We start from the raw sequence: 25,129 nt of genomic DNA on the forward strand, positions 1-25,129 counted from the left end.
CTGCCGTGTGTGTGCGGAGCACGGAGGATTCCTTCTGATCGGGGAATATGGACTGCCCCAGTCTACGTGGGGCCTCGCGGGGCCCAGCATCCGCCCTGACTGGATCGGAGTGCGTCGGCTGAGAACCAGAGGACTGCCGAGATCCGGAAGGAGTCCTGAGCGATCCTCCGGTTCTTGCCCGTCTCTTGCGCTTGCTTGCCGATGGGATCGAGCTGGACTTCGCCACGCTGCGCGATCTGCTGGAGACCGACGACTCGGCGGTCTCCAAGGGCATCACGCATCTGCAGGACCTGGGCTACGTCGACATCACCGAGGGATATGCCGGCAGCCGCCCTCGCACCCCCGCGCCGGGGATGCGGGCGAGTGGGCCGCGATACGGTGAGGAGATGCCGGCATCCCGTCTCCACCTCGTGCGCCACGGCGAGGTCTTCAATCCCGAGCATGTGCTGTACGGGCGACTGCCCGACTACCACCTCAGCGAGGCGGGGCGGGGCATGGCGCGTGCGGCTGCCGAGCATGTCCGGGGGCTCGGCCGGCCGGTGGCCCTGCTGCGGTGCTCACCGCTGGAGCGCACCCAGGAGTCGGCGGCGCCGTTCGCCGAGCTGTTCGGCCTGACTCCCGCGATCGAGGAGCGCATCATCGAGCCGACCAACGTGTTCGAGGGCAGGCGGATGTCGCGTGCGCTGCGCAACCCCGTGAACTGGTGGCATCTGCGCAACCCGTCGATGCCCAGCTGGGGAGAGCCGTACCGTTCCATCGCGGATCGGATGCTGGCGGCCATGGACGACGCATGGGATGCAGTGGGCGACGCTTCGACAGGCTCAGCGACCCGACGCGATGGGTCCCTGAGCCTGTCGAAGGGGCGGGGCGACGTCGTGCTCGTCTCGCATCAGGCACCGATCTGGATCGCGCACCTGGCGGTCGCCGGCATCCGCTTGCGGCACGACCCGCGCACCCGTCGTTGCGTGCTGTCCAGCGTGACGAGCTTCGAGCGCGTCGGCGACGTGTGGCGCGAGGTCGCCTACGCCGAACCCGCGGCATCCGGCATCGACCTCGGCGCCGTCTGAGAGGACGGGCGTTTCAGAGCGCCCATAGGATTCCCGCGTACGATTCCCAGCGTGTCCTCGCCCGTGCCCTCCCGACGCGCCGTGCTGCGCTTCGGCGCCGTGGCGCTCGCCGGAGCCCTCGCCGCAGGGCTGAGCGCCTGCGCTCCCGACTCCGCCACCGAGGCCTATCTCAACGGCGATCAGAAGGCGTACACGACCAAGGACTTCCGGGTCATCGAGATCCCCGCCGACAAGCGCAAGGCGCCGGTGGAGTTCGGCGGCACCACCGATGCCGGCAAGACCTTCGACAGCTCGTCGATCAAGGGCCAGGTCGCCGTCGTCAACTTCTGGTACGCCACCTGCGGCCCGTGCCGCGTGGAAGCGAAGGACCTCGAGGCCACCTACCAGAAGCACAAGGCCGACGACGTGGTCTTCCTGGGCGTGAACATCTACGACCAGGCCGCCACCGCCCAGGCGTTCGCCGAGAAGTACGGGGTCACCTACCCGAGCCTGATGGATGCCGATTCCGGGCAGGCCAAGCTGGCCTTCGCCAAGGTCGCGCCCATCCAGGCGCCGCCCACCACCCTCGTGCTGGATCGGCAGGGGCGCGTGGCTGCGCGCATCATCGGCCCCATCGACGGCGTCTCCATCCTGTCGACGCTCATCGACGATGCGCTCAAGGAGAAGGCGTGAATCCGGATGCCGTCATCGGCGCCGGCGCGCTGTGGCTGGCCATCCCGCTGGCGATGCTCGCCGGCCTCGTCTCGTTCCTCTCGCCGTGCATCCTCCCGCTCGTGCCGGGGTACCTGGGGTTCATCGGGGGAGCAGCAGGCGCTTCAACGGGGGCGGGCGACGCTTCGACAGGCTCAGCGACCCAGGGCGGCGGAATGGCGACCCAGGTCTCCACCAAGCGCCGGATGCTGCTGGGCGTGCTGCTGTTCATCCTGGGTTTCACGATCGTGTTCGTCGCGTACACGGTCGTCGGCGGTGCGGCATCCGTGTTCTTCCTGCAGTGGGGTGAACTGATCACCCGCATCCTGGGCGTGGTCGTCATCGCGATGGGCCTGGTGTTCCTGGGCTTCTTCGGCTTCGCGCAACGGCAGTTCACGATGCAGGTGAACTCCACGACGGGCCTGATCGGCGCGCCCCTCCTGGGCATCACGCTCGCGATCGGGTGGGCGCCGTGCACCGGCCCGACTCTCGGAGCCATCATCAGCGTCGGCTGGACTCTCGGCGATCCCTGGCGTGCAGGCCTCCTGGGCGTGGCGTACTCGCTGGGCCTCGGCATCCCGTTCCTGCTGGTCGCGCTGGGCTTCGGCTGGGCGACGTCGGCCACCGCGTTCATGCGTCGCCACATCCGCGCCGTCAACATCATCGGCGGCGCGCTCCTCATCCTGCTGGGCCTGCTGATGGTGGCGGGCCTGTGGACTCAGATCATGTCGAGCATCGGGGCGGTGATGTCGAGTGTCATCCTCCCCCTCTGAGGGCGGCGGCAAGCGCTCCGGGCAGAAGGAGCGGATCCCCCAGGACGGCTCGTCCGCAGCATCCGATCCGCTGCGCCCCGCCGACCACATCGATTCCGCACCCGTCGACGACTCGATCGTGCAGCCGAAGCTCGGCGTGATCGGCTGGCTGCGCTGGGGCTGGCGGCAGCTGACCTCCATGCGCGTCGCACTGATCCTGCTGCTGTTCCTGGCCATCGCGGCCATCCCGGGGTCCGTGTTCCCGCAGCGCAGCGCCGACCCGAACGGCGTGGTCAAGTACAAGGCCGACAACCCCGACCTGTTCCCGGTGCTCGACAAGCTGAGCCTGTTCGACGTGTACTCCTCGCCGTGGTTCTCGGCCATCTACCTGCTGCTGTTCATCTCGTTGATCGGCTGCATCATCCCGCGCATCAAGCACCACGCCAAGGCGCTGCGCGCGCTCCCGCCGCGCACGCCCGCACGTCTGTCGCGACTTGAGGATCACCGGTCCCGGGATTGGGTCCCTGAGCCTGTCGAAGGGTCGAAGACGAATGCCGCGGATGCCGTGGACGTGGCCGAGAAGCAGCTCAAGGCGCTCGGCTACCGGGTCGCGCGCTACGACCAGGGGAAGGTCTGGTCGGTGTCGGCCGAACGCGGCTACTGGCGCGAGACCGGCAACCTGGTGTTCCACATCGCGCTGGTCGGCATCCTCATCACGGTCGGCGTGGGCGGCGGCTACGCCTACACCGGGCAGAAGGTGATCGTCGAGGGGCAGACGTTCGTGAACGCGCTCATCGACTACAACTCGATCAACCAGGGCCGCTTCGTCTCCGATGGCGCGTTCGAGCCGTACGCCATGACGCTGAACAGGTTCGACGTCACGTACCAGGGGTTCGGCAAGCCGGGCGCGGGCCAGGCCGGGAACTTCAAGGCCCACCTGTCCGTGCGCGAACCGGATGGCACGACGACCAAGGGCGCCGTCGAGGTGAACCACCCGCTGAGCATCGGCGGCGACAAGATCTATCTGCTCGGCAACGGCTACGCCCCCACCATCACCGTGCGCAACAAGGCGGGCGAGAAGGTCTTCAGCCAGCCGGTCGAATTCCTGCCGCAGGACGCCAACATGACTTCGCTCGGCGTCGTGAAGATCCCCGACGGGATGCCCGAGCAGCTGGGCCTGATCGGCTTCTTCTACCCGACCGCCGTCAAGCTCGACTCGGGTGCGTTCACCTCCGCGCACGGCGGCCTGAACATCCCGCTGCTGACGCTGGACGTCTACAAGGGCGATCTCGGCATCGACAGCGGCAAGCCGGTCTCGGTGTACCAGCTGGACACCAACGACATGACCAAGCTCAACGGACGCGGCACCGACGTCAAGTCCATCCAACTGCAGCCGGGTGAGACCGCGGACCTTCCCGACGGGCTGGGCACGGTGACCTTCGACAACGAGGCGCCCCAGGGCGCCAAGGACTTCTCCCAGTCGGTCAAGCGTTACGTGTCGCTGCAGATCCACCACGACGACTCGGCCATCTGGGTGCTCGGCTTCGCACTGCTGGCGCTGGCAGGACTCGGGTTGGCGCTGTTCGTGCCCCGTCGTCGCATGTGGGTCAAGGCCACGGCATCCGGTGACGGAGCCGTCCACCTGGAGTACGCTGGCCTCGCGCGTGGCGAGGATCCCACCCTGGCCGCTGCCGTGGACGATCTCGTCCGCGGGCACGAGCGGCTGCTCGATGCGGCCGCCTCGCGGCACCCCGTGAAGGGAGCATGACATGCCCGATCTGGATTCCATCTCGATCCTGACGCTGTGGACGGCCATCGCCATCTACGCCGGCGCCTTCATCGCCTACACGTTCGACCTGGCGCGCCGTTCGTCGACGGTGAAAGCCGAGGAGCGGATGCTGGTGATGTCCGACGGCACGGTGGCCCCGGCCCCCGCCGACGGCGCCTCGCCCTATGTCACTGACACGAGCGCACCGGGCGAGCCCGTCAAGCAGCGCTTCGTGATGGCCCGCATCGGCACATCGCTGATGGTGCTGGGCTGGCTGTTCCATCTGACTGCCGACATCACGCGAGGACTGGCCGCGGGCCGCGTCCCGTGGGCGAACCTGTACGAGTTCGCCATGACCGGCACGCTGCTGATCGTGCTGGTGTTCCTCGTCACGCTGACGCGGATCGACCTGCGCTACCTGGGCACGTTCATCGCCGGCCTGGTGGTGGTGCTGTTGGGAGCCGCGGCATCGAACTTCTACGTGATCGTCACGCCGCTGGTCGACCCGCTGAAGTCGGCCTGGCTGGTCATCCACGTGTTCGTGGCGTCGCTGTCCGTCGGCATCCTGGCTCTGGCCTTCGCACTGTCGGTCATGCAGCTGCTGCAGTCGAGGCGCGAGCGCCGCATCGCCGAGGGCGTCGAGAACGCCGGCCCGGCATTCCTGCGCACCCTGCCCGGCACCGCGCGCCTGGAGAATCTGGCCTACCGCTTCGCGGTCGTCGGCTTCATCTTCTGGACGTTCACGCTCATCGCCGGCTCCATCTGGGCGCAGGACGCCTGGGGTCGCTATTGGGGCTTCGACGTGAAGGAGACCTGGACGTTCATCATCTGGGTGCTTTACGCCGGCTACATCCACGCCCGCGCCACGCGCGGCTGGCGCGGCACCCCGTCGGCCTGGCTGAACATCACGGGCTTCGCCTCGGTGCTGTTCAACTTCACCGTCGTGAACGTGTTCTTCAAGGGTCTGCACGCGTACTCCGGCCTGAGCTGAGCCGCACTAGCATGGCGGCATGGTCCGCATCCTGATCCGCCTGGCGATCTCGCTGGGAACCGTAGCCGTCGCGCTGCTGGTGTGCTCGTGGACACTGCCCGATTTCAGGCTGTCCATCGGCGGATTCATCACGGCGGTCGTGGTGTTCACCATCGCCCAGGCCGTGCTGAGCCCGTTCATCTTCAACCTGGCGCGCAAGTACGCCAGCGCGATCCTCGGCGGCATCGGCCTGGTCTCCACGTTCGTCGCGCTGCTGATCGCCTCGCTGTTCCCGGGTGGACTGCACATCTCCGGCGCGGTGACCTGGGTGCTCGCGACGCTGATCGTCTGGATCATCACGGCGCTCGGCACCTGGCTGCTGCCGCTGATCTTCCTGAAGAAGAAGGTCGTGACCGAGCGCTGAGGCGGCGCGTCACGATCCGCCCTCAGGCGGTGGCGAGCACCCGCTTCGTCGACGTCGTGCGACGGGTCGCGACGGCCAGGGTCGCTGCTCCAAGGGACAGCACCGCCCACACCACCAGGCCCGCGAACGCGGAGCCGTTGGGGATGATCAGGCCGCCGAGCGCGGGCGCGGTCGGCATCGCGGCGCCGAGACCCGCCAGCCACGCGGGGATCGTGGAGATGAGCCCGGTGGCAACGGCCAGAACGCCCACGAGTGCGCTGACCCAGCGGCCGATCCCGCCGAAGACCGCCACCAGCGCCTGGTTCACCGCGGCGAACGCGACGCCGGCGAGCACGGCGAATCCGGTGAAGCCCCACCAGGTGGCCGCGTCGTACGAGGCGACGATCTGCACGATCAGCGAGACCAACAGCCCCTGCCCTGCGCCGAGGGCCGCGGCGGGCCAGAATCCGCGCAGCACCATGCCGAAGGAGGAGCGCCGGGAAGTCAGAGCGTTGCCGGGCACGGCGCGCAGCGCGATGAACGACGCCAGCGCCCCGAGCCACAGCACCACCGCCGACAGCAGGGGGATCGCGGTCGGGCCGAACATGCTGTCGGATGCCGAGGCCTTCACCGGGTCGGCGATCACCGAGGCGAGCTCGGTGGATTGCTGCTTGTCGAACGACGGCAGCGAGGTGGACGCTGTCTTCAGCCCATCGGCCAGGTCGCTGGTGCCGGTGGCCAGGGAGTCCACGCCGGTCGCCAGGGAACCGGCGCCGTCGGCGAGCGCTGTCGCACCGCCGCCGAGCTGCGTCGCGCCGGATGCTATCGCACGAGCACCGTCAGCGATCCCCGTCGCGCCCGTGGAGAGGCTGCGCGCGCCGGAGGCGGATCTGTCCACGCCGGCGGCGAGCTGGCCGAGTCCGCCGCCGAGCTGGGATGCCGCCGCACCCGCCGTCCGCAACTGCGTGCCGAACGCGTCGGGTAGGGCGGCGACGCCGTCGGAGACGCTCTTCGCATACCCGGCGCTCGCATATGCGGGCTTCACGGCATCGCCGAGAGTTGTTGCCGCACCGCCGAGCTTCGTGCAGAAGTCGGCGGACGCGCCGGAGGCCAGGCAGTCGTTCGCGAGTGCACCGACGGTCTGAGCGTTCGCTGCGGCGCTCGCCGCGACGTCATCCGCGTGGGCCACGGCCCCTGCGGCGCCGCCGACGAGCTTCTGCATGTCGCCATCCGGGGCGGTGAGAGCCGCCGCGCCCGCGTTCAGGCCGTCTCCGAGTTGCGTGGCGCCGGTCTGCATGCCTCGTGCCGCGGACGTGATCGAGTCGAGCCCCGTGCCCAGCGATGCCGCACCGCCGGAGAGCTGCGCGGCACCCGTGACCAGCTTGTTCGCACCGTCGGCGATACCGGCCGCGCCGTCGGCGAGCTTGGTCGCCCCGTCGGGCAGCGCTGCGGCGCCGTCGGCCGCAGAGCGGGCTCCGTCGGCGAGCTTGGTCGCGCCATCGGCGGCGGTGCCGATCTGGTCGCCGATGGTGGTGAAGCCGACCAGCACGTTGCCGATGGTCGCCTTGCTGATCATGCTGCCCATGGTCGAGGCTGCGACAGAGGAGATCTGGTTCGTGATGAGGTCGTCGGCCACGCGCCCGTCGGGCGGGGTGGTCACCGTGATCTTCGCCTGCTTCGGGGTATCCGCACTCTCCTTCAACGCCGTGCCCGCGGAGGTGGCGTCCGCCGAGAACGACTTCGGGATGGTCACGATGGCCTGGTACGTGCCGTCGCCGAGGCCCTTCGCGGCATCCTTCTTGTTGGAGATCACCCAGGTCAGGTTCGACTTCACGTCATCCGAGCCCTTCACGAGGCCCGACGCCAGCTGCCGCCCGAGCGGCGTGTACTGGCCGTCGATGGTGACGGGCTTGTCGAGGTTCACGACCGCTGCGGTCATCGACTCGAGCCGGTCGGTCGGGTTCTGCAGCGCCGTGACGAGGATGCCGCCGATGAGCGCCGGCAGCAGCAGCACGCCGATCAGCGTCAGCCAGGTGATGGGCCGGCGCGAGCGCGCGCGTTCGATGGGGAGGGTCACTTCGTCTCACTCCGTTCGCTCAGTACATCGCATGCGGTCACCTCGGTCGTGTCGGAGGAGGAGTCGGTTCGCCGAGACGCCGGGCTGTCGTCGACACCCCGCGCTGCGGGCATCTGCAGGCCGGGGTCTGGGCGGGAAGCCGGGGTGTCGGCGGAAGCGTGGGCCGGGTCGTGCAGATCGACGACGGATGCCGGTGATCTGCCGGCATCGGTGAACAGGGCCTGCGCGGCGGCCGGCTCCGTCGCGGTGGCCAGCACGGCGACATCCGGACCGGCATCCCGCAGGCGGGCGGCCACCTGGTCGCGGTCGGCGGGGGTGAGCCGATCGACGCCATCGAGGATCACCAGCGAGGTGCGGCCGCGCAGCGCCTCGGCGACCTGGGGGGTGGCATCCGCCTCGCCGAGCATCGCGATGCCGACTCGCGAGCGCACCCAGGCGGCACGGCCGGGGAGCAGGTGTCCGGCGACGCGCAGCATCCCGGCATCCGCCTTCGCCCGGCCTGTGAGGGTGAGCGAGAGCGCACGCAGCGCACGGTGCGGGGCGCCGGTGACGATCAGCGAACCGCCGCGCTGGAGGCGCAGGCGGATGCCGGTGAGCTCTCCCACGGTGACGTCGTCGGCGGCGAGGATGCTGCCGTCTCCCGGCCAGTCGGCCAGCTTCCGCTCGCGCTCCACCGCTTCCCCCTCGATGTCGACGTGGGGCAGGATCCGTTCCATCCAGTGCGGGATGCGCCAGGCGCGGTCGCAGAGGATGGCCATCACCGCGGGGATCAGCGTCATCCGCACGAGGAACGCGTCGATGGCGATGCCGGCGGCCAGACCCAGCGCGATGGGCTTCAGCGAGGAGTCGCCCTCGGGCACGAACGCCACGAACACGGCGAACATGATCAGCGCGGCGGCGGTGACCACCCGGGCGCTGCTGGCGAAACCGGAGCGCACGGCGCTGCCGGCGGCCTCGCGGCGCGTGGCGGGGTCGTGTCGGGCGGGATCGTGCACGTAGTCCTCTCGCATGCGCGAGACGAGGAACACCTGGTAGTCCATCGCCAGGCCGAACAGCACTCCCATCAGGATGATCGGCATGAAGCTGATGATCGGGCCGGTGCGCGCCACATGTAGTGCATCGGCGAACCAGCCCCATTCGAACACCGCGCCCACCACGCCGAACGCCGCGACGATGGAGAGCAGATAGCCCGCAGCCGCCGTGATCGGCACCCAGATGGAGCGGAACACGACGGCCAGCAGGATCAGCGACAGGCCGATCACGAACACGCCGAACGGCAGCAGCGCCGCACCCAGCTGGTCGGAGATGTCGATGGCGACGGCGGTGAAGCCGGTCACCTTCAGATCGATGCCGAACTCCTTCTGCCACTCGTCGTGGTGCGAGCGCAGTTCGCGGACCAGCTCGCTGGTCTTCGGGTCGTCGGGCGCCGTGGTGGGGATGATCTGCACGATTCCGGTGTCGGCGGTCTCGTTCGGGGTCGCCAGGGCGACCTCCCTCACCCCGGGGATCTTCTCGACGGCGTCGCCGAGATCCTTCATGAGATTCAGTGGATCGTTCGAGGTGACGATGGTGCCGGTGAGGATCAGCGGCCCGTTGAATCCGGGGCCGAACTCCTGCGCGGTGAGGTCGTAGCTGATGCGCGCCTCGGAGCCCTTCGCCAGCACGCCGGCATTGGGCAGTGCGAGGTTCAGGCTCAGCGCCGGGATGGCCACGACGCCGAGGCCCAGCACGACCGCGACGGTCACGAGCACGGGGTGCTTGGTGACCCCGCCCGCCCAGCGCTGCGCGAATCCGCGGCGGGGTCCCTGGGAACTGGGTCCCTGAGCCCGTCGAAGGGCAGCATTCTTCTTCTGTCGGCGCCCCTGCTGGCCGTCGCCGCCCCTGTCGGTCGTCGCCTCGGAGACGGGGCGGGGACGCTGATCGGGGGCGGCGGCGTCGGATCCGGATGCTGTGACGCGACGCGCTCGACCCGCCACGCGTCCCTTGAGAAAGCCCAGCAGCGCGGGAGTCAGCGTGACGGCGATCGCGACGGCGACGGCCACGGCGACGGCCGCCGCGATGCCCATCGTCGTCAGGAACGGGATGCCGGCGAAGCCGAGCCCGATCAGGGCGATCAGCACGGTGACGCCGGCGAACACGACCGCGGATCCGGCGGTGCCCACCGAGCGCGCGGCGGATTCCTCAGGATCGATGCCGGCCCGCACCTGGTCCTGGTGCCTGGCGACGATGAACAGGGCGTAGTCGATGCCGACCGCGAGCCCGAGCATGAGAGCGAGCAGGGGAGTGGTCGACGAGACCGTGGCGAACGCCGTGGCAGCGAAGATGCCGGCCATCGAGATGCCCACGCCGAGGATGGCCGTCAGCAGCGGCAACCCGGCCACGACGAACGAGCGGAACGTGACGATCAGCACGAGCAGAGCGATCACGAGCCCGACCGCTTCGGTCAGCGTGATCGTGGGGATGGACATGGCGAACAGATCGCCGCCGAGTGCGACCTGAGATCCCTTCGGCAGCTCGGGTCCGAGCGCGTTGACGGTGTCCTGCAGGGCGGTCTTGATGCTGCCCGGGATGCTGCTGGACTGCCCTTCGAGCTGGATGCGCACGATCGCAGCGGTGTGCTCGTCGTTGATCATGCCGGTGACGGTCTCGTCGTACGGCGACGAGACGGCCAGTACCCGGTCGTCGACGTCCTTCAGCTGGGAGATCGTGTGCTCGATCTCGGACTTGTACGCGGAGTCGCGGATATCGTCGCCGGGAGCGGCGACGACGATGAACTGCGCGTTCGTGCCGCTCACCTGCGGGAAGGTGCGCTCGAGCTGCTCCAGGCCCGCCTGCGACTCGGTGCCGGGGATGGAGAAGGTGTTGTCGGTGCCCGCACCCAGTGCGAGCGCGCCCGATCCGGCGATGCCCAGCACGATCAGCCAGCTGATGAGCACGCGCCACGGATGCCGGAACGACCAGCGACCCAGCGACGACAGGAGAGTGGACACGCGGCCTCCGCACAGTTCGATACACGAGTGTATTCAATACGTACATGTATCGTAAGTCGCGAGCGAGGGCGAATGCTGTGCGCGGGGTGTGAACATCCCGCGGCTGTCTCGTGACAGAGTGGGGGCCTAGGAGGAGCAATGTCGACACCGGTGACGAGGAGTCGTGAGAACACTCGGGCGCGCCTGCTGGAGGCCGCGACACAGGTGTTCGCCGAAGTCGGTCTCGAAGGTGCCACGGTCGAGGCGGTCTGCGAGCGCGCGGGATTCACCCGCGGCGCCTTCTACTCCAACTTCGAGTCCAAGGACGAGCTGTTCCTGGAACTTGCGGCATCCGTCGGCGCCGCGCGGCTCGGGGCCGTGCGGGAACGGGTGGCGACGCTGGTCGGCGCCGGTGCGCTGACCGACTGCGATCCGGTCGAGCTCGTGCGGCAGATCATGGACTCCGGTCCCGACGACCGCCTGGGCGTGATGATGATGAGCGAGATCCGCATCCGCGCGCTGCGCGATCCCGCCTTCGGCACCGCGTACCTCGCCCAGGAGAACGAGATGGTCCGCGGCATCGCCGAGATGATCCAGGAGATCATCGACTCGGGTCAGTTCGCCCTGCGGATGGATGCCGTCGAAGCTGCGCGCCTGCTCATGGTGGTGTGGGAGGGCATGACCGTGCGCGGAGCCATGGGCGGCGACGATGCGGACCAGCTGCGGCACACAGGCAGCCAGGCGCTCGGGCGCATGGTGGAGCTGCTGAAGGCGTAGCCGGAGCGGCTTGCAGGTTCACTTGTCGGCCGAAGTCACGGATGTCGGCTGGAATCCGCCATCTGAGCCGACATGCGTGATGTGAGCCGACATTCGCTCGGCGGTCAGGCGTCGAGCAGCGCGAAGCACCCCTCGAGGCGTGCCAGCCACCAGTCCCGGCGATCCGCCGGCGCCTCCAGGCGCGCCAGCGCCGCAGCATCCGGAACCGCTCTCGCGGCAGCCACCGACCCGCCCACCGGTCTCGCGTCGGCCACGTCGTCGGCGAACAGCGATGCGGTCCCCAGCCCGCAGTCGAAGTCGAGGGCGGGGAGGGATGCCGCCAGCGCGGCGCCCTGCGACAGCCCGATGGCCGTGTCGAGGGCACTGGAGACGACGGCAGGCAGGCCCGTGTCGGCGACGATCTGCAGAGCCCGGCGGGTGCCGCCCAGCGGCTGCGCCTTGATGACGATGAGGTCGGCGGCCCTCGCCTGCGCGACCGCCAGTGGGTCGGCGGCCTTGCGGATGCTCTCGTCGGCGGCGATGAGGATGCCGGTGTGCTTGACGCGGTAGTGCAGCTCGGCCAGTTCGCTGACTGTCGCGCACGGCTGTTCGGCGTACTCCAGATCCAGCTCGCCGAGCGCGTGGATCATGCGCTCGGCCTCGTCGACGTTCCAGCCGCCGTTGGCGTCGATGCGGATGCGGCCCTCGGGTCCCATGACCTCGCGCACCGCGCGCACGCGGGCGATGTCGTCGGCCGCGCTCTGGCCGCGCTCGGCGACCTTGACCTTGGTCGTGCGGCATCCGTCGAACCGGGCCAGGACCTCGGGCACGCGGGCCGCGTCGACAGCGGGGACGGTGGCGTTCACGGGGATGCGGTCGCGCAGCGGTGCGGGCTGCTCGACGTACGCGAAGTCGATGGCCGCAGCCAGCCAGGTGCTCGCCTCGGCATCGTCGTACTCGGTGAACGGCGAGAACTCCGCCCAGCCCTGCGGGCCCTCGAACAGCAGCGCCTCGCGCACGTCCACCCCGCGGAAGCGGGTGTTCATCGGCAGGGCCACCACGCGGGCGGTGGCGGCGATCTCGGCGAGCGTCGGCGTCATGCGTCCATCATGCCGCGCCCCGGCTTCGGCAGCTGGTAAATGTGTCGTTGACAATAGTGTGTGCCACACAATATAGTGACTGACGTGAGCGAGAACGAGTTCGACGGGCATCTGCAGGAGCTGCGGCGCGGCACGATCGTGCTCGCGAGCCTGCAACTGCTGCGGTCGCCCGGCTACGGCTACGGGCTGCTGCAGCAGTTGGCGGATGCCGGGTTCCCCACCGATGCGAACACGCTCTATCCGCTGCTGCGCCGTCTGGAGAAGCAGGGCTGCCTCGACAGCGAGTGGAACACCGACGAGGCGCGGCCCCGCAAGTTCTATCGCACGTCGGCGTCCGGCATCCGCCTGGCCGACACCCTGACCCGGGAGGTCGCCGCCATCGCGGCCGCGGCCGCCGCACTCACCGAACGGGAGAGATGACATGACCGCCACAACCTCCTACGCCGAGCGCTATCTCGCCGCCGTCGCACGCGCGGTGCCCGCCTCGGCACGTGAAGAGATCGCCGCCGAGGTGCGCGCCACCATCGCCGACCAGGTCGAGCCCCGCGTCGCCCAGGGCGAGGACCCCATCGAAGCCGAGCGCGATGTCGTGACCGAGCTCGGCGAGCCGACCGCGTACGCCGCATCGCTCATCGACCGCCCGATGTGGCTGGTCGGCCCGCGCTACTTCGCCGCGTGGCGTCGGCTGCTCCGTTTGCTGCTGTGGATCGTGCCCGCCTGCGGCGTGGGCGGTGTGGTGCTCGGCCAGCTGATCGCGCGGGCATCCGTCGGCGAGGTCATCGGCAGCGGCATCGCCGTCCTGGTCGGGACGATCGTGCACGTGTGCTTCTGGACCACCCTGGTGTTCTTCATCCTCGAGCGCAACGGCTCCACGGGGGAGCACATCCTGGACTGGGATCCCGATCAGCTGCCGCAGTCCGCCGAGGTCCGCACGGGGCGGACGGACCTGGTCGCGTCGCTGGTGTTCCTGGTGCTCGCCGCCGGAGCCGTGGCGTGGGATCAGTTCCTCGGCTTCTTCCCGACCGGCGGCGACCCCATCCCGGTCGTGAACCCTGCGCCGTTGACCTGGGGTGTGCTGCTGGCCTTCATCGCCGCCGAGGTGGTGTTCGCCCTCGTGCTGCACCGCCGTGGCCGCTGGACGACGGGACTCGCCGTCATCAACACGGTGCTGGCGGTGGCCTTCGCGGCGGTGACTCTGATCCTGCTGGTGCGCGGTGAGCTCGTGAATCCGGGGCTGATGGAGTTCATCGCGGCAGAGGGCGGCGAGGGCTTCGCGCAGGGGCAGCAGGCCTCGGCCGCTCAGGGCGGCGTCTTCGGCATCCTCGGCGCGATCCTCGGCTTCTGCCTGGTGGTCTTCTCCGCCTGGGACATCGCCGACGGCTGGCTGAAGCTGCGCCGGCTCCGCGCGGCCTGACGCCGGCTCCGCGCGGCCTGACGGCGGCGGCACGGCCTGCGCCGGCGGCGTAGGGCGGTCAGCCCTGGATGATCTCCTTGATCGTCACCGGAGTCTTCGGCTTGCCGTCGGGCTGGCCGTTGGCGGTGCCCTCGGCCGCGATGCCTGCGACGGTCTCGGTGCTGTCGGCGTCGAGGTGCCCGAACACGGTGTACGAGGGCGGCAGCTGCGTGTCGGCGTAGACCACGAAGAACTGCGAGCCGTTGGTGTCGGGCCCCGCGTTGGCCATCGCCAGCGTTCCCGCCGGGTACGTCTCGGTGCCCTTCAGCTCATCGGGGAACGAGTAACCCGGTCCCCCTGTGCCCGTGCCGGTGGGGTCGCCGCACTGCAGCACGAAGATGCCCTTCGTGGTGAGGCGGTGGCAGTTCGTGCCGTCGAAGTACGCCTGCTTCGCCAGCGACAGGAAGCTGCCCACCGTGCACGGCGCGGACTCGGCATCCAGCGTCACGGCCAGGTCTCCGGCGCTGGTCGAGATCGTCACGGGCACCTGCCCGGCCGCGGTCGGGTCGGCCGGCGGCGCGGTCACCTTCTTCGCAGCGGGACGCCCGTCGGCCGTGTACGTGCAGGCACCGGATGCCGCGGGCTGCGACGCTGCCGGAGACGAGCTGGGGGCCGCGGAATCACCGGCACCGGCCGTCGAAGCGCATCCGGCCAGCGCGAGTGCGGCAGCAGCGCTCAGCGCGAGCAGGGCCAGGCGGACACGAGACGATGCAGTGAGGGAGGTGCGCACCCGACGATCGTACGCGACCGGGCGTGGCCTCTCCCGCCCCGGAATAGGCTGGATGTCGTGACCGCCGACTTCGTCTCCGACATCTTCGACCCGGCCGAGTGGGTGCTCGCCCCCCGCGCCGAGGGCTACACCGACATCACCGCGCACGTGTCCCGCGACGGCGGCGTCGCGCGGATCGCGTTCGACCGGCCCGAGGTGCGCAACGCCTTCCGTCCGCACACGGTCGACGAGCTGTATCGCGCGCTGGACATCGCGCGGCAGGACCCGCACATCGGCGCCGTGCTGCTCACGGGCAACGGGCCGAGCCCGAAGGATGGCGGCTGGGCGTTCTGCTCCGGCGGCGACCAGCGCATCCGCGGTCGCGACGGCTACAAGTACTCCGATGCTTCGACGGAGGTCACGGATCCGGCTCGTGCCGGCCGCCTGCACATCCTCGAGGTGCAGCGTCTGATCCGCTTCATGCCCAAGGTCGTCATCGCCGTCGTCCCGGGCTGGGCGGCCGGCGGCGGCCACTCCCTGCACGTCGTGTGCGATCTGACCATCGCGTCGGCCGAGCACGGACGGTTCAAGCAGACGGATGCCGACGTCGGCAGCTTCGACGCCGGCTACGGCTCCGCATACATGGCACGCCAGGTGGGGCAGAAGTTCGCGCGCGAGGTGTTCTTCCTCGCCGAGGAGTACTCGGCGCAGCGCGCCTACGAGATGGGCGCCGTCAACCGGGTGGTGCCGCACGCCGAGCTCGAGAGGGAGGCGCTGAAGATGGCCCGCACCATCCTCACCAAGTCGCCCACCGCGATCCGGATGCTGAAGTTCGCCTTCAACGCCGTCGACGACGGCATGGTCGGTCAGCAGGTCTTCGCCGGCGAGGCGACGCGCCTGGCGTACGGCACCGACGAGGCCGTCGAGGGCCGTGACGCGTTCCTGCAGAAGCGCGACCCCGACTGGTCGCCGTTCCCGTACCACTTCTGATGAAGCTGCATCCGGTCGACGGCTCGGACGCGCGGGCAGTGCGCGACGCGCTGCCCGCGGCGCTCGACGGGCGGCAGCCGATGGCGCTGGGGTTCGCTCCGGATGCCGATGACGAGGTGCCGGACGGCACGGCCGTGGTCATCGCGACGTCCGGGTCGAGTGGGGTTCCCAAGCGTGTGGTGCTGAGCGGGGATGCGCTGGCAGCCAGCGCTCGCGCGACGGCGGGTCGGGTCGGATCGGGGCAGTGGATGCTCCCGCTGTCGGCGGGCTACGTCGCCGGAGTGCAGGTTCTGGTGCGCTCGATGCTCGCAGGTGCCGAGGCCGTGATGCTGGACGGGCCTTTCGGTCCGCGGGCTTTCGCGGACGCGACTGCGGCACTGGATGCGAGCATCCGCTTCACCTCGCTGGTCCCCGCACAGCTGGCGACGCTGCTGGATGCATCTGCCGAGCTGCCCGCCGTGCGCACGGCGCTCGCCGCCTACGACGCCATCCTCGTCGGCGGGCAGTCGCTCCCTGCGCCGCTGCGCGAGCGCGCCCTGGAGGCGGGGGTGAGGGTCGTGCGCACCTACGGTTCCAGCGAGACCGCCGGTGGCTGCGTCTACGACGGCATCCCGCTGGACGGCGTGCGCGTGGTCGAGATCGAGGGCGAGGTGCGGATCGCAGGACCCACCCTCGCGACCGGGTATCTCGGCGACCCTGGGCTGACCCGCCGGACGTTCGCGCCGGACGGCATCGGCGTCGTCTGGTATCGCACAGGGGACGCGGGGACGGTGTCGGATGCCGGTGTCGTCAGCGTGCACGGACGCATCGACAACGTGATCGTCTCCGGCGGCGTCAACGTGTCGCTCGACCGCGTGGAGCGGGTCGTCCGCGGCATCCCGGGCCTGGCGCAGTCGGTGGTGGTCGGTACGACCGATGAGCGCTGGGGCGAGGCGTCCGTCGTCTTCGCGACCGATCTGCGGAACCCGGATGCGGCGCTCGAGACCGTCCGCGAGAGAGTCGCCGCCGAGCTCGGCAAGCCCGCCCGTCCTGCGCGCATGATGGTGCTCCCAGAGCTGCCGACGCTGGCATCCGGCAAGCCCGACCGCGAGGCCCTGCGCCGCCTGCTCCGCTGACACGCCCGTCCGTGGGGCACCATCGCCCCTCGAATCGCCCGAAACGCAGCATTCGGCGCAGATGGACGGGTTCTAGGCTGGCGCGCATGGCGACGTACACGCACGGGCACCACGCATCGGTGCTGCGCTCGCACAGCAACCGCACCATCGCGAACTCCGCCGCCTACCTCGAGGCGCACCTCACCCCTGGCGCCACTCTGCTGGACATCGGCGCCGGTCCCGGCACCATCACGCTCGACTTCGCGAGCCGCGTCGCCCACGTCACCGCTGTCGAGGTCTCCGAGGACGCGCTCGATCTGTCCAGGCGGCTGGCCGCCGAGCGCGGCGTGACCGACATCGACTTCGCCGTGCAGGACGTGCACGCGCTGACCTTCCCCGACGCGAGCTTCGACATCACCCACGCGCACCAGGTGCTGCAGCACGTCGGCGACCCCGTGCAGGCACTGCGCGAGATGCGCCGCGTCACCAAGCCGGGCGGCATCGTCGCCGCGCGCGACGCCGACTACGCCGGGTTCATCTGGTGGCCGCTGCTGCCCGAGCTCGACGAGTGGCTGGACCTGTACCGCCGAGCTGCGCGCGCCAACGGCGGGGAGCCGGATGCCGGTCGACGCCTGCGGGGTTGGGCGCGGGCCGCCGGGCTCACCGACATCACGGCAACGGCATCCACCTGGTGCTACGCGACCCCCGAGGAGCGCGTGTGGTGGGGCGGGATGTGGGCCGACCGGATCGTGGAGTCCGCGCTGGCGCGCCAGTTGACGGCGTCGGGCATGGCGACGGATGCCGATCTGCACCGCATCAGCGACGCGTGGCGCGCCTGGGCGGCCGACGGCGACGGCTGGTATCTGGTGCCGCACGGCGAGATCCTCTGCCGGGTCTGAGAGCTGCGTCGGCCACAACTGGGGAGAAGCGGGGCCGAGACCGCCCGAAGCGCGTCGATCGCGACGCACTTCGCCGAATCTCCGGAGTTGTGAACGCGTCGTCCCGGATACATCTGAAGGCGGATGCCTGCCACCACCCCCGTCCCGTAGCGTGAGAGCGTGATCCGCTCCGTTCCCCGCACCTGGCTGGTGCTCGACATCGTCGGCAGCGTGCTGGGGCTTCTGATCACGCTGCCGCTGTCGTTCGCGATGTACGCGGGCGCGGTGAGCGCGTGGCTGCAGCCGGACTGGCTGTCGCTGGGGGCGATGGCGATCGTCGCCACGGGGATGTGGGGCGCCGCCGCCATCGCGCGGCTCTCCCCGCTCCTCGCGCTGGTGGTGGCCTGGGCGGCGGCGATCGTGCAGATGGCCTGCGGACTGTCGCCCTCGCTGTTCGACTTCGCGGTGTTCGTCGTGCTGTTCGCCACCTCGGCCTGGGGCGGCAGACGGCTGCTGTGGTGGGGCGCAGGCTCCGCGGTCGGCGGTGGCCTGGTCGCCGGCGCCTACATCGCGCTTCAGCAGATCGGATCGCTGACGGGGCAGGGCGTCCCCAGCGCAGCCGCACACGCGTCGGTGACGGCGGCGCTCGCCGCGACCAGCATCGGGTTCGCGCTGGTCATCGCCTGGGGTGCCGGTCTGCTCTGGCGCGTGATCGCGCACGGCCGGCAGACGCGCGAGGCGCAGCTGCAGGCCGAGGCCGCCGCCGCCGAGGAGGCGGAGCGCGTGCGCATCGCCCGCGACATGCACGACATCGTGGCGCACTCCCTGGCTGTCGTCATCGCGCAGGCCGACGGTGCGCGCTATGCGGCGAAGGCGCAGCCCGAACTGGCCGAGGAAGCCATGGCCACCATCGCGCAGACGGCGCGGGCTGCGCTGTCCGACGTGCGGATGCTGCTCACCCAGCTGCGGCATCGGCAGGGTGACGGCCCGCAGCCGGGACTCGCTGATCTCGATTCGCTGTTCGCGCACGTGCGCCAGGCCGGTGTCGAGCCGCGCGTCACCATCGACCCGATGCCGCCGGGAGAGCCGCCGGCAGGCATCCAGCTCGCCGTCTACCGCATCCTGCAGGAGGCGCTCACCAACGCACTGCGGCACGGGGAAGGCGACGTGGATGTGCGTCTGGCCTGGCTGCCCGATCGTGTCGACGTGCGGGTGCGCAACCGCATCGCGGCAGAGAAGGCGGGACCCGGCGGCGGGCACGGACTGGTCGGCATGCGGGAGCGCGCCCAGCTGGTCGGCGGCGCGCTGACCGCCGGCGCGGAGGGCACGTGGTTCACCGTGCACGCCGTCCTGCCCATCGGGGCCTCCGTCGCGCAGCCGTGACCCGCGAAGTAATCCCGCGCGGTCCACGTTCCGCGGGCGAGGAAGATGGACGTGCGGCGACGACGCTGCGTCAGAAGGGGGAGGCCGGGATGATCAAGGTCGTGCTCGTCGATGACCAGGCGCTGTTCCGCGCAGGAGTGCGGATGCTGGTCGGATCGCAGCCCGACATGGACGTCGTGGGTGAGGCGGGCGACGGCCGCGAGGCACTGGAAGTCGTCACTCGTACCAAGCCCGACGTGGTGCTGATGGACATTCGGATGCCGGTGATGGACGGCCTGACCGCCACCGCCGAGCTGCTGAAAAACCCCGACCCGCCGCACATCGTCATGCTGACGACCTTCGACCTCGACGAGGCCGCCGCGCGTGCCATCCGGCAGGGCGCCAGCGGATTCCTGCTGAAGGATGCCGAGCCGGAGTTCCTGCTGGCAGCCATCCGCACCGTTGATTCCGGGTCGAGCGTGATCGCGGCATCTGCCACCCGCGAGCTGTTCGCGCACTTCGCCCCCGAGACCAAACCCGTCCCGTCGCAGTACAGCGACCTCACCGACCGGGAGAGGGAGATCTTCGCGCTCGCCGCGCGCGGGCTGTCGAACTCCGAGATCGCCACACGCGAGTTCCTGTCCGAGGCGACGGTGAAGACGCACATCAGCCGCATCCTCGCCAAGCTCACCCTGCGCGACCGTGTGCAACTGGTGGTGTTCGCGTTCGAGCACGGCCTGAACTGATCAGGACTGCGGGGCCAGCAGGTCCCGCAGCGCGCATGCCGCGCGCGATGGCGAGGGGCGCCAGGCGATACCCAGCCGCGAGCGCACCTCGGGCGCCTGCACGGGCATGGCCCGGACCTGGTGCCACCGTCGACGGGTGGCGTCGCTGACCACTCCCACGCCCAAGCCTCGTGCTGCCAGCCGTTCGATGAACCAGGGTGTCGACACCTCCCAGCGCGGCTCCAGGCCCGGCCGCAGCTGCTCCAGGGCCGCTCGGTCACCGGTGCCGTGCGGCAGGGCGATGACGTCGACTCCGTCGAGCTCGGCAGCGCGGATGCCGCGTCGCGAGGCCCAGGGATGATCCGGAGCGACGACAGCCACGAGCGGGTCGTCGAAGAGCGTGATGGTCTCGAGGCCTGCGGGCGGATGCTGCGCCCAGGCGACCACGGCGATGTCCAGCTCGCCGTGCCGCAGCGCGTCGATCAGGCCGTCGGAGGTGTGCTCCCGCAGCCGGATCTCCAGCCCGGGGTGCGCGGTGTGCAGCTCTCCCAGAGCATCGAACAGGCGTGGCCACGTGAGGCCGGACACCGTGCCCACGCGCAGCGAGCCCAGCAGCAGGCCGCGCAGGTCAGCCGCCGTAGTGCGGATGCCGTCGAGCGCACGCAGCGACTCGCGGATGGCGGGCAGCATCCGCTCTCCGTCGGCGGTGAGCACCACGCGTCGGCCGCTGCGGTCGAACAGGGCGACGCCGAGCTCGCGCTCCAGTTTCTGCACCTGCGTGCTCACCCCGGACTGACTCACCTTCACGGCCTCGGCGGCGGCGGTGAACGACCCGGTGTCCGCGACGGCGGCGGCATAGCGCAGCTGATGAATCTCCATATTCAGAACAGATGATACCTATTCCGATCAGCTGTTGGACAGATATACGCGGTGTGGGGAGAGTGGAAGGCATGACCCCGACAGATCAGCCCGTCCCCCTGCTCGTTCGACTCGATGTCGACACCGTCGCCCCGCACTTCTCCAAAGCGCTCGCCCAGCTCGACACCGCGATGGTGCGCGAGCTGGACGGCTGCGGATTCGATGCGCGACTGCGTGAGCTGGTGCGGCTGCGCGCCTCCCAGCTGAACGGATGCAGCTACTGCGTCGGCCTGCACACATCCGACGCGCAGAAGGCGGGAGAGAGCATCGCGCGCATCGCCGCGGTCGCGGTCTGGCGGGAGTCCTCGCTGTTCAGCGCTCGCGAGCGGGCTGCGTTCCGACTCGCGGAGAGCATCACCCGCGCCTCCGAGACCCACGTGCCGGATGCGGACTGGGCCGAGGCCGCCCAGGTGTTCTCGCCCGAGGAGCTCGGCGCCCTGGTCGCGCTGATCGTGACCGTCAACGCCTGGAACCTCGTCGGCGTCTCCACGCGCGCCTGGGTCTGATCGTCCGGAGATCATCCTGGGGGTGTACGCAGGATGATCCGCTCGGGCGATGCGGTGCAGCGGATGCCGGAAATAGCGTCGATGACATGGAGATCACGACCTCGGACCTCGGCCTCGCAGCCCGCGTCCAGCACCTCAGCAAGTCCTACGGCGCTGGTGTCGCCGGTGTGCGCGCCCTCGATGACGTCAGCGTCGGCATCCGCCGCGGACAGTTCACCGCGATCATGGGGCCCTCGGGCTCAGGCAAGTCCACGCTCATGCACATCATGGCGGGCCTGGACGCCCCGACCGAGGGGCGTGCGTGGATAGGCGACACCGAGATCAGCGGCCTGAGCGATGTGGAGATGACCGTTCTGCGCCGCCGCCGGGTCGGTTTCATCTTCCAGGCGTTCAACCTCGTGCCCACGCTCGACGCGCTGGGCAACATCCTGCTGCCTTTCGAACTGGATGGCCGCCGTCCGTCGGCCATCGAGCGCGCGCGCATCGACTCCCTCGTCGAGCGGCTTGGCCTGGCATCCCGTCTGAACCACCGCCCGCACGAGCTCTCCGGCGGGCAGCAGCAGCGCGTGGCCATCGCCCGTGCCCTGGCCACCGCCCCCGACCTGGTCTTCGCCGATGAGCCCACCGGCAACCTCGACTCCCGCAGTGGCCGGGAGGTGCTGACGCTGCTGGCCTCCGCCAGCCGCGATCACGGCCAGTCCATCGCGATGGTCACGCACGACGCGATCGCCGCCAGCCACGCGGACCGGGTGCTGTTCCTCGGTGACGGGCGGATCACCGCCGACCACCCGCGGCAGAGCGCCGAGCAGATCGCCGCGTACATGCTGGCCGCGGAGGTGGCGGCGTGACCGCCCTCGCCACGGCCGCTGTCGACGGCGTCGTGCCGCAGAGCAGGGCGACGGGACCCCGGCTGGCCTGGCTGCGCGAGCGGGGGATGGGCGCCAGCATCCTGGTCGCAGCACTCGCTGCGGCGTTCGGGGTGATCCTCGTCGAAGTGACCGCGTACATCGGCGCGGTGCTGCAGGCGGACCCGTTCATCGGCGACAGCGACACCCTCGCCGTCGTCGTCATGATCCTGACGGTGCTGCTGACCGGTGTCGCCATGTACGTCGCCGCGGTCGTCACCGCCAACACGTTCTCCACGATCATCGCCGGCCGCACCCGCCGCATCGCCCTGATGCGGCTGATCGGGGCATCCGCCCGGTCGCAGCGCGCCGAGGTGACGGCACAGGGCTTCATCGTCGGCGTCATCGGCGCCGCGGCCGGACTGCTGCTGGGACTCGGTTTCTCCGGCCTGGGCCTGCTGATCGGCGGCAGGCTGCTCCCGCACGCGCCGGAGGGAGCCACACTCGTGCAGCCGGGACTGGCGCTTCCGGTGATCGGCGTCGCGCTGACCACCTGGCTCGCCGCGCGCATCGGCTCGCGCCGCGTGCTGACGGTCACCCCGCTGCAGGCGCTGGGCGGCTCGGTGGAGCGCACCCGCGACGAGGTCGCACGCCGCCGGGGGCGGCACGTCGGGGCGATCGTGCTGATCGTGCTCGGAGCCGCGCTGCTGGTCTCCGGCGTCGTGCTCGGTCTGGTGACGCCACTGGGCGTGGTCGTCGCCTTCTTCGGCGGGGTGCTCTCCTTCACGGGCTTCGTCGCAGGCGCCGTGCTGTTCATGCCGCCCGTGCTGCGGCTGGTGGGGCGCATGTTCGGCAGCGGTGCGACGGCGCGCCTCGCCGCCGAGAACGCCCTGCGGTATCCGGAGCGCTCCAGTCGGATGGCCATCGGCGTGGTGATGGGCGTCGCACTCGTGACGATGTTCGCGGTGGCGCTGGAATCCGCCAAGGCGCTGATGATGCGCAATTCGGGCGAGGTGCCCTCGGACTTCTTCGCTCCGATGGACGCGTTCGCGACCATCATGATGGTGCTCGTCGCGGTCTCCGCCGTGATCGCGGCGGTGGGTCTGGTGAACCTGCTCACGATCGGCGTCGTGCAGCGCCGCCGCGAGCTGGGCCTGCTGCGGGCGATCGGGCTCACCGGTGCGCAGGTGCGCCGCATGGTGCTGCTGGAGGCCGTGCACATCACGGTCGCGGCCACCCTCACCGGCCTCGTACTCGGGGTGCTCTACGGCTGGATCGCCGCGCAGTCGCTGCTGGGATCCGTGCCGGTGCTGCCCGACTACCATCCCGCCGGCTTCGTGTACCCGGCCGTGCCGTGGATCCCGGTCGCCGTCATCGCGGCCGCCACCGCGCTGCTGACCGTGATCGCAGCCGTCGCGCCCACCCGTCTGGCGACGCGCGTCGCCCCCGTCGAGGCGCTCGCCGCCGAGTGACCGCCGCTCGGGGCCGGCGTCGGACTGGAGGGAGGACGTCGTTGCGGATGCCGCTCTGGCAGCGTCTCCGATCCGGACCGGAGGAGTGCTCCGATCCGGATCGGATGCGCGCGCGGGCATAGGCTGAGGGGATGCCGTCGCCATTCGATCAGTCCTACTACCAGGTCCGTGTCGAATGGGGGACAGAGGGGCTCGCCCGGGTCGAGGCCACGGACATCATCGTGGTGGTGGATGTGCTGCCGTTCTCCTCGACCGTGGCGAACATCGTCGCCGACGGCGGGACGGTCACGCTCTCGGATGCCGTGAACTGGTCGACCAACGGCGCCGCGGTGGTCACCGCGGCGGCCGAGACCGGTGGCGTGGTGCTGGTGGGAGGCATCCGCAACGCCGCTGCCACGGCCCGCGCCGTGATGACGCTGCAGGAGCGCCGCGCCGCGCGAACCTCGGTGAGCGTGATCGCCGCTGGCGAGCGCACTCCCACCGGCGACCTGCGCTTCGCCGTGGAGGACCAGCTCGGCGTCGGCGCCGTGGTCGCCGCGCTCATCGACCTGGGTATCGATCACTGCGCGCCCGACGGAGCCGTCGCAGCCGAGGGCTATCGCGCGCTGCGCCGTGCGCTCCGGCACATGCTGGCGGCCAGCGGCTCCGGGCGGGAGATCGCGGACGGGGTGCCGTCGACGGACCGGATGGTCGCCGCGGGCATCCGCCCGGCGACCACCGAAGAGGCCGCGGAGCCGGATGCCGTGGATGCGGCGGTCGTGCTGCGCGAGGGCGTGTTGGAGCGCTTCGCCTGACCGCATCCGCGCGTCGCGCCCTGCGCACGGCGGCGGCGCATAGGGTCGGAGGATGAGGTACCTCCCCGCCTTCCTCGTCGATGCCGTCCTGGTGCTGGTCTTCGCGGTCATCGGCCGTGTCTCGCATGGCGAGGACCCGCTGGGGTTCCTCATCACCGCCTGGCCCTTCCTCGTCGGGCTCATCGTCGGGCACCTGCTGGCGATGCTCGTGCCCGCCCGTCCTCGGCGTCCGTGGTCGCTGGGCTGGGGCGTGATCGCGTGGATCGTGACGGTGGCCGGCGGGATGCTGCTGCGCATCGCCACGGGCGAGGGCGCCGAGACCCCGTTCATCATCGTCGCCACGCTCGTGGTGGGCGTCCTGCTGCTGGGCTGGCGCCTGATCGCGCTGCTGGTGCGCCGCTACCGCGGCCCTCGCGAAGCAGACTGACCTCTCGGCACGGATCAGCGGGGGAGCTGCGCCGCCAGGCGGTCGGCGGCGGTGATCTCGCGGCGCGTCCACGTGAACAGGTAGCGGCGGTCGAACCGGCGCGAGCACACCGCGCACGACGTCTCACGTGACGGCCTGCGATGCCGGTAGGTCGTGTGCCCCGACGGGCAGCGTCCCACCCACGGCGCCAGCTCGGTGGCGGTCTCGCCACGGTGCGTGGTGCCGCCGACGTAGCCCAGGTCGCGCGCCATGCGCTTCCACGCGGGGCCGTGGCCGGCGGTGTGCCCCGCCAGTGCGTGGGCCACCTCGTGCAGCAGGGTCTGATGGATCTCGTCGTCCTCGAACCTGGCGGCCAGATACCGCGAGACCGTGATGCGCCTGCGCTGGTAGTCGCACAGGCCCGC

Annotated in this window: 25 protein-coding genes and 1 pseudogene; 20 read left to right on the top strand and 6 right to left on the bottom strand. The window is 70.4% G+C overall.

Annotated features, from left to right (window positions below; translation table 11 throughout):
* Window positions 1-191 precede the first annotated feature (191 nt).
* The 7 genes and pseudogenes from WA967_RS14860 to WA967_RS14890 form a co-directional block, all read left to right on the top strand.
* Window positions 192-329 (top strand): annotated as a pseudogene (locus tag WA967_RS14860) (transcriptional regulator); the annotation flags it as partial.
* 57 nt (window positions 330-386) lie between these two features.
* On the top strand, window positions 387-1,067 hold the full coding sequence (locus WA967_RS14865) for a histidine phosphatase family protein (RefSeq protein WP_424424241.1): 681 nt from the start codon (window positions 387-389) through the stop codon (window positions 1,065-1,067).
* 51 nt (window positions 1,068-1,118) lie between these two features.
* Window positions 1,119-1,739 carry a TlpA family protein disulfide reductase gene (locus WA967_RS14870; RefSeq protein WP_424424188.1) on the top strand — a complete coding sequence of 207 codons (621 nt, stop codon included), beginning with the start codon at window positions 1,119-1,121 and terminating at the stop codon, window positions 1,737-1,739.
* Window positions 1,736-2,530, top strand: a complete 795-nt coding sequence (locus tag WA967_RS14875) for a cytochrome c biogenesis CcdA family protein (RefSeq protein ID WP_424424190.1) — start codon at window positions 1,736-1,738, stop codon at window positions 2,528-2,530. The genes WA967_RS14870 and WA967_RS14875 overlap by 4 nt, the downstream gene beginning before the upstream one ends.
* Window positions 2,511-4,277 carry a cytochrome c biogenesis protein ResB gene (gene resB / locus WA967_RS14880; RefSeq protein WP_424424192.1) on the top strand — a complete coding sequence of 589 codons (1,767 nt, stop codon included), beginning with the start codon at window positions 2,511-2,513 and terminating at the stop codon, window positions 4,275-4,277. The genes WA967_RS14875 and resB overlap by 20 nt, the downstream gene beginning before the upstream one ends.
* 1 nt (window position 4,278) lies before the next feature.
* Window positions 4,279-5,268: a c-type cytochrome biogenesis protein CcsB gene (gene ccsB, locus WA967_RS14885; RefSeq protein ID WP_424424194.1), complete on the top strand. Its 990-nt coding sequence runs from the start codon at window positions 4,279-4,281 to the stop codon at window positions 5,266-5,268.
* A 19-nt stretch (window positions 5,269-5,287) separates the two neighbouring features.
* Window positions 5,288-5,671, top strand: coding sequence for a phage holin family protein (locus tag WA967_RS14890; protein ID WP_424424197.1), 384 nt, complete (start codon window positions 5,288-5,290; stop codon window positions 5,669-5,671).
* A gap of 22 nt (window positions 5,672-5,693) precedes the next feature.
* Here the strand turns inward: WA967_RS14890 and WA967_RS14895 are convergent, their stop codons facing one another.
* A complete protein-coding gene (locus WA967_RS14895) occupies window positions 5,694-7,727 on the bottom strand; it encodes a YhgE/Pip domain-containing protein (RefSeq protein WP_424424199.1) in 2,034 nt (677 codons plus the stop codon).
* Window positions 7,724-10,717 carry an MMPL family transporter gene (locus WA967_RS14900; RefSeq protein ID WP_424424201.1) on the bottom strand — a complete coding sequence of 998 codons (2,994 nt, stop codon included), beginning with the start codon at window positions 10,715-10,717 and terminating at the stop codon, window positions 7,724-7,726. Before WA967_RS14900 ends, WA967_RS14895 begins: the two co-directional genes overlap by 4 nt.
* Window positions 10,718-10,855: 138 nt before the next feature.
* Between WA967_RS14900 and WA967_RS14905 the strand changes: the two genes are divergently transcribed.
* Window positions 10,856-11,473: a TetR/AcrR family transcriptional regulator gene (locus WA967_RS14905; protein WP_424424203.1), complete on the top strand. Its 618-nt coding sequence runs from the start codon at window positions 10,856-10,858 to the stop codon at window positions 11,471-11,473.
* Between the two features lie 104 nt (window positions 11,474-11,577).
* Here WA967_RS14905 and WA967_RS14910 read toward each other — a convergent pair whose 3' ends face one another.
* Window positions 11,578-12,552, bottom strand: coding sequence for an o-succinylbenzoate synthase (locus WA967_RS14910; protein WP_424424205.1), 975 nt, complete (start codon window positions 12,550-12,552; stop codon window positions 11,578-11,580).
* A gap of 84 nt (window positions 12,553-12,636) precedes the next feature.
* On the opposite strand from WA967_RS14910, the gene WA967_RS14915 reads away from it, so the two are divergent.
* Together WA967_RS14915 and WA967_RS14920 are read left to right on the top strand one after the other, a co-directional pair.
* Window positions 12,637-12,972, top strand: a complete 336-nt coding sequence (locus WA967_RS14915) for a PadR family transcriptional regulator (protein WP_424424207.1) — start codon at window positions 12,637-12,639, stop codon at window positions 12,970-12,972.
* Between the two features lies 1 nt (window position 12,973).
* Window positions 12,974-13,966 (top strand): HAAS signaling domain-containing protein, encoded by a 993-nt coding sequence (locus tag WA967_RS14920; protein WP_424424210.1) that lies wholly within the window; start codon window positions 12,974-12,976, stop codon window positions 13,964-13,966.
* A gap of 58 nt (window positions 13,967-14,024) precedes the next feature.
* Here the strand turns inward: WA967_RS14920 and WA967_RS14925 are convergent, their stop codons facing one another.
* Window positions 14,025-14,735 carry a peptidylprolyl isomerase gene (locus tag WA967_RS14925; RefSeq protein ID WP_424424212.1) on the bottom strand — a complete coding sequence of 237 codons (711 nt, stop codon included), beginning with the start codon at window positions 14,733-14,735 and terminating at the stop codon, window positions 14,025-14,027.
* 57 nt (window positions 14,736-14,792) lie between these two features.
* Between WA967_RS14925 and WA967_RS14930 the strand changes: the two genes are divergently transcribed.
* The 5 genes from WA967_RS14930 to WA967_RS14950 all read left to right on the top strand — a co-directional run bounded on the left by WA967_RS14930 (window position 14,793) and on the right by WA967_RS14950 (window position 19,784).
* Window positions 14,793-15,704 (top strand): 1,4-dihydroxy-2-naphthoyl-CoA synthase, encoded by a 912-nt coding sequence (locus tag WA967_RS14930; RefSeq protein WP_424424214.1) that lies wholly within the window; start codon window positions 14,793-14,795, stop codon window positions 15,702-15,704.
* Window positions 15,704-16,819 (top strand): AMP-binding protein, encoded by a 1,116-nt coding sequence (locus WA967_RS14935; protein WP_424424216.1) that lies wholly within the window; start codon window positions 15,704-15,706, stop codon window positions 16,817-16,819. Before WA967_RS14930 ends, WA967_RS14935 begins: the two co-directional genes overlap by 1 nt.
* An 86-nt stretch (window positions 16,820-16,905) precedes the next feature.
* A complete protein-coding gene (locus tag WA967_RS14940) occupies window positions 16,906-17,697 on the top strand; it encodes a class I SAM-dependent methyltransferase (protein WP_424424219.1) in 792 nt (263 codons plus the stop codon).
* Between the two features lie 159 nt (window positions 17,698-17,856).
* Window positions 17,857-19,059, top strand: coding sequence for a sensor histidine kinase (locus WA967_RS14945; RefSeq protein ID WP_424424221.1), 1,203 nt, complete (start codon window positions 17,857-17,859; stop codon window positions 19,057-19,059).
* 89 nt (window positions 19,060-19,148) lie between these two features.
* On the top strand, window positions 19,149-19,784 hold the full coding sequence (locus tag WA967_RS14950) for a response regulator (RefSeq protein ID WP_424424224.1): 636 nt from the start codon (window positions 19,149-19,151) through the stop codon (window positions 19,782-19,784).
* Here WA967_RS14950 and WA967_RS14955 read toward each other — a convergent pair whose 3' ends face one another.
* Window positions 19,785-20,642, bottom strand: coding sequence for a LysR family transcriptional regulator (locus WA967_RS14955; RefSeq protein WP_424424226.1), 858 nt, complete (start codon window positions 20,640-20,642; stop codon window positions 19,785-19,787).
* 71 nt (window positions 20,643-20,713) lie between these two features.
* Here WA967_RS14955 and WA967_RS14960 point away from each other — a divergent pair, with 71 nt between their 5' ends.
* The 5 genes from WA967_RS14960 to WA967_RS14980 all read left to right on the top strand — a co-directional run bounded on the left by WA967_RS14960 (window position 20,714) and on the right by WA967_RS14980 (window position 24,725).
* Window positions 20,714-21,187, top strand: coding sequence for a carboxymuconolactone decarboxylase family protein (locus tag WA967_RS14960; RefSeq protein WP_424424229.1), 474 nt, complete (start codon window positions 20,714-20,716; stop codon window positions 21,185-21,187).
* Window positions 21,188-21,273: 86 nt separating this feature from the next.
* Complete coding sequence (locus tag WA967_RS14965) at window positions 21,274-22,035, top strand: ABC transporter ATP-binding protein (RefSeq protein WP_424424231.1); 762 nt, start codon at window positions 21,274-21,276, stop codon at window positions 22,033-22,035.
* Window positions 22,032-23,504, top strand: a complete 1,473-nt coding sequence (locus tag WA967_RS14970; RefSeq protein ID WP_424424234.1) for an FtsX-like permease family protein — start codon at window positions 22,032-22,034, stop codon at window positions 23,502-23,504. The genes WA967_RS14965 and WA967_RS14970 overlap by 4 nt, the downstream gene beginning before the upstream one ends.
* A 131-nt stretch (window positions 23,505-23,635) precedes the next feature.
* Window positions 23,636-24,298 carry a 2-phosphosulfolactate phosphatase gene (locus WA967_RS14975; RefSeq protein ID WP_424424235.1) on the top strand — a complete coding sequence of 221 codons (663 nt, stop codon included), beginning with the start codon at window positions 23,636-23,638 and terminating at the stop codon, window positions 24,296-24,298.
* 52 nt (window positions 24,299-24,350) lie between these two features.
* Window positions 24,351-24,725, top strand: a complete 375-nt coding sequence (locus tag WA967_RS14980) for a DUF3054 domain-containing protein (RefSeq protein WP_424424237.1) — start codon at window positions 24,351-24,353, stop codon at window positions 24,723-24,725.
* Between the two features lie 14 nt (window positions 24,726-24,739).
* On the opposite strand, the gene WA967_RS14985 is transcribed toward WA967_RS14980, so the two are convergent.
* A partial coding sequence (locus WA967_RS14985; RefSeq protein WP_424424239.1) for a SprT-like domain-containing protein occupies window positions 24,740-25,129 on the bottom strand: 390 nt, incomplete at its 5' end.

The sequence above is a fragment of the Microbacterium sp. genome, assembly GCF_049650565.1.
In the GTDB taxonomy this organism is placed as follows: domain Bacteria; phylum Actinomycetota; class Actinomycetes; order Actinomycetales; family Microbacteriaceae; genus Microbacterium.